Raw genomic sequence first — 4,414 nt, 5'->3', positions numbered from 1 at the left:
AAGGAAACCGTCCTTCCGCCCGCTGAAGACCCTGTAGAGGAGGAGCTCCCACAACCTGAACCTGAAGCCCCGGAAACGGAAGAAGCTATTGCGCTCAGAAACTTCTTTGATGGCAGGAGCATTTCCTACACCAAAGAACTTGTGGTGGATACCGAAGATATCAAAGTTAGCCTGTGGGATCACGGCCGACAAGATGGTGATGTGGTCTCTATCTACCTGAACGGGGAGCCAGTGGTGGCGAAGCATACCCTCACCTATAAGAAAAAGGTCTACGAGGTAAAACTTGATCCTAATAAGCCCAATGACCTGTTCCTCTACGCACATAACCTGGGGCGCTTTCCGCCCAACACGGTTTCTATTGAGATCAACGATGGCACTACAGCAGAAAACATCATCTTGAATTCTGACCTCAAGAGCTGTGAGGCCGTACTTATCAATGTGAAGCAGTAAAAGCTCTACGGCTGATATCTTTTAGGCAATTTAAACGGCAGTGGGTTCCTCCTCCTGGTGTTTCAATCCAATTGGCTATCTTTCTCCCTTTGTAAAGCCACAGATATGAAATTCATATTTGAGCCGGTATATGTGCTATCTGTACTGTGCCTGCTCGTTCTGTTGTCTGTATACGCGGCTAAAACCCAACTGGGCAAGAAACTTGGGGCCGCTTTGCTGGTTATCCTGTTTGCGGCAATTTTGGCCAACCTGGGTGTCATCCCATCCGCTTCCAATAGCATTCCTTTGTATGACGGCATTTTTACCTACATAGCGCCTATCTCCATCTTTTACCTGCTTCTTGATGTCAACCTGACTACACTGAAGAAAGCAGGGGTTCCCATGATTGGACTTTTTGTAATGGGTTCACTGGGTACGGTGGCCGGTATCCTGATCAGCTGGTGGATACTATCACCAGGTGATGTGCTCGGAGAAGAAGCCCGGATCATCGCAGGTATGCTGGCCGGCACCTATACGGGCGGGAGTATCAACTTCAACGCCATCGCCATCGCCTATAATTTTCAGGAACAAAGTGTTTTATATGCTGGCACCATTGCAGTAGACAATGTAGTGACAACGCTTTGGATCATCGCGACTCTGGCCTTTCCTGTTGTTCTCCAGAATATCAAAAAGGACCGAAAGATTTCTATCAAAACAAAGAAAGGCGATGAAACCTATCACCATCCCATTGACCTGAGCTCCCTAATGTGGCTGCTTTTTTTGGGTGTATCCTCTTATTTCCTGGCTGATCTGATTGCGCAAGTCGTACCGGAAATCCCATCCATCTTAACCTTGTCTACCCTTAGCCTCTTATTGGCCCAGCTCAAATTTGTGAAAAAACTTAACGGCAGTCACAGCCTGGGGCTTTACCTGGTGTTCTTATTTCTGGCCGTTATTGGTGCCTATTGTGAGTTAAGTGCGGTGGCAGAGCTGAAAGCGGTGGGCATCACCTTGCTGATCTTTGCATTTCTTGCGGTACTCATTCACGGTTTGCTCATCATACTGCTCGGCGGGTTATTCTTTAGGGATTGGGACATGGTGGCCATCGCGAGTCAGGCGAATGTTGGCGGGGGTACGTCGGCGATTGCCCTGGCAGAGAGCTTTGAACGCCAGGAATTGATCCTTCCCGCAATTCTTGTGGGGACATTAGGCAATGCTTTAGGCACCTATCTGGGATTTTTAGTTGTATATATTTTATAAAGCAAAGCAGATTATTGGGTTTAATGCGGGATGTTGCCAGCTGATTCGACAATCCTATTACGTCTTCAAGCTAGATTTTGATCGACATGTATGAAGGCTTAAGGTTAGAATTGTACTACGTTGATAATGAATACTTTACCTTGTATTTCATCGATGTTTTAGCATTTTATCGAACTTTTCGAACCGTTTATCGGGTATACTCAAAAGTCTTTAGCACCTTTTCCTAATTTAAAGTTGTCTCAAATGTTACTGTTATGGAAAAATCTACCCGGATCACCACCCTGGTGATGTTTGTTTTTGCAATCCTGTTGCTCTCCTCTATTACATCTTGTACCACTGATTCAGAAAGTGATGTACTTTATGAACGGTCAGCTGATACCGATGCTTCCACAGACCAGAATAAAAAAGATGATCAGGAGGAAGACAAGGATGTCAGGAGGAAGGATGTCACTAAGCCTAAAAAGCGGAAGGGATAAACCTTACGAATAAGAAGCAAATAAGAAGTACGGCATAACCTTTTCTATAGTGCTGCCCCCCTAAGTTGCTCTATAACGGGGTAACCTATGCTAACTTATTCTGGTATTTTAGTTAATTGTAGTACCATGGCCCTCACTCCTCTTGCGGGTGAAAGGAGTAGTTAAATACATTTCCCATGCGTATCAGGAAAGCATCCCAACGGGGATCCCCATGCAAATTATTGAACTCGGGAGTAGTGAAAAACCGATCCGGCCATATCAGAATGGTCTCAAAGGATGCATCTAGATAAGCAAAGGCATTATCTGTGTCTCCCATATAGGCATATAGGCATGCGATTTCATAATTGTGCTCTTCCTCAGTAACTTCAAAGATCTTTGTATCCCCATTTTTCAGGTAGCTTTGCAGCGCCTGCAGGACCTCCATGGCGGCTGTCTTTTTACCTGTGGCATAGAGAATACTGCATTCCAGTAATGTTTTGAGATAGGGGTCTTTCTCATTTTCCATCCGGGATATAGCTTCTTCATATTGCCCCCGATCCCGGCACAGGAGGGCCAGTTCATAATTTTTAAGATAGTCAGGCAGGTCCAGGCTATAAGCCTTTAAAAGATCATTGCCAGCTTCGTCCAGGTTGCCCAGGGTCCAGTTTAAAAAACTCCTGGTGTAATAGGCCACATCCCTCGCTTCGTAGAACTCCTCGCTTTTCGGATCCAAAAGGATCGATCTGTCCAAATACTTTCTCGCCGTACTCAATTGATTTGTTCTCAGGGAGAACTTTGCAGCCTGGAATAGGATAGAAGGATCTTTGTTTGATAATTCTAAAGCGGTAATCAAGTGTTGTTCTGCCAGGTCTGCTCTTTTGTTCTGCCACTCAAAACGGGATAGCCAGGAATACGCCAATGCGTTACGGGGATCCAGTTCAATAGCTTTCATGGCGGCCTCTACGCCCTCGGTATGACCAAGTGCGGTTTCCATGAGGGAGTAGTGATAGGTTTTACTAAAGATCACCTGTACCAGGGTTGTCCAGTAACAGGCCTGGTTATTGTCAAGCTCAAGTGATTTATGGATCAGGCTGTCAGCGATCAGGGTACCCTTCCTGCTGTAATCCTTTAAAGCCTTATTGGCCTTAAAGTAGTTGACATGGGCCTCAGGATTAACTTTACCGCTTCTCACATCATCAATGAGCAAGGACACTTCCAAACGCTCCGCGACAATGCTGGCAATTTCATCCTGTGTTAATAGAATATCCTCTATTTCCCGATCGAAATTTTCTGACCATATGTGGGCACCATCTGACCCATCTATAAGCTGAGCTGTAATCCGAAACATATTGTCAGACACACGGACACTTCCCTCCAGGATGTATTCAACATCCAGTTCTCTTGCGATGGTCTGAAGGTTGACATTCCTGTTCTTATATGAGAAGGCTGAGGTCCGGGCTATGACATTTAATTCCTTAATTTGATTGAGTTTGTTGGTTATTTCCTCACTGATGCCGTCTGCAAAATATTCCTGATCCTGACCCTGACTCATATCCACGAAAGCCAGAACAGCAATAGAGGAATTGTAGGGTGCCGTTTCGGTTATTGCCGTCTCCATTAAATTCCTGGTTTCCGCTTTCATGCGGAAGGTGTTCACAATAAGTAAGATGACAAGCACAGAGAGAGAGGTAATAATCACTTTGTTTAGATTAACACTCTTGGTAGAAATAAACTCCTCATCCTCGCCAATTCTTTTTGTCCGGACAATACCATCTTTGGTTATATCGTAGAACCAGGAAATTCCCAGCCAGATCGGGAAGCATACCATCAAAACCACTATGGTCAAGGGCATGAGATCCTTGGGCAAAGTGAATGCGGGAATCATTACATCCAATACCTGTACAATCATCCAGGAAACGACCAAATACGCCACACCGGCTTTGAATACATGCCGTCTATGCAGTTCCCATATAAGTGCTTTAAAGCGCATGACCTTAAGGTATACCTCATAAAATTAGGTAATTACAGCACTCTGCAAATGATCTAGATCATTGTGTTTCAATATTGAGATGCTGAAATTGCAGAACCGTCGCCTGTCCAATTTACATTTCGAATCAAAACAATAATTGTAGGTGTGCATCTTATTTGCACCTACTTATACATCACTTAAATCCTGTATTATGAACACTATTGCATCACCAAAAAAAGAACCTCCTCTTTTAAAAGAAGAGGTAAGCACGAAATTCCTAATCACCCTTGAGGTAGAAGCG

4 protein-coding genes are annotated in these 4,414 nt (G+C 44.6%); 3 read left to right on the top strand and 1 reads right to left on the bottom strand.

The genetic code is table 11. From position 1 onward, the window contains the following. From AC4E7D_RS10080 to AC4E7D_RS10070, 3 genes are all read left to right on the top strand, one after another. Nucleotides 1–450: hypothetical protein (locus AC4E7D_RS10080; protein ID WP_490173673.1), on the top strand; the 450-nt coding region annotated here is incomplete at its 5' end. 105 nt (nucleotides 451–555) lie between these two features. Further along, nucleotides 556–1,689: a DUF819 family protein gene (locus AC4E7D_RS10075; protein ID WP_490173672.1), complete on the top strand. Its 1,134-nt coding sequence runs from the start codon at nucleotides 556–558 to the stop codon at nucleotides 1,687–1,689. A gap of 254 nt (nucleotides 1,690–1,943) precedes the next feature. Further along, entirely contained in the window at nucleotides 1,944–2,165 is a 222-nt protein-coding gene (locus tag AC4E7D_RS10070; RefSeq protein ID WP_490173671.1) for a hypothetical protein, read from the top strand. Between the two features lie 133 nt (nucleotides 2,166–2,298). Here the strand turns inward: AC4E7D_RS10070 and AC4E7D_RS10065 are convergent, their stop codons facing one another. Then, nucleotides 2,299–4,134 carry a tetratricopeptide repeat protein gene (locus AC4E7D_RS10065; RefSeq protein WP_490173670.1) on the bottom strand — a complete coding sequence of 612 codons (1,836 nt, stop codon included), beginning with the start codon at nucleotides 4,132–4,134 and terminating at the stop codon, nucleotides 2,299–2,301. Between the last annotated feature and the right edge of the window lie 280 nt (nucleotides 4,135–4,414).

The organism is Lentiprolixibacter sp. (assembly GCF_982873095.1).
Note: the sequence above shows the minus strand (reverse complement) of the source record. Positions and strands in the feature narration are given on the sequence as shown.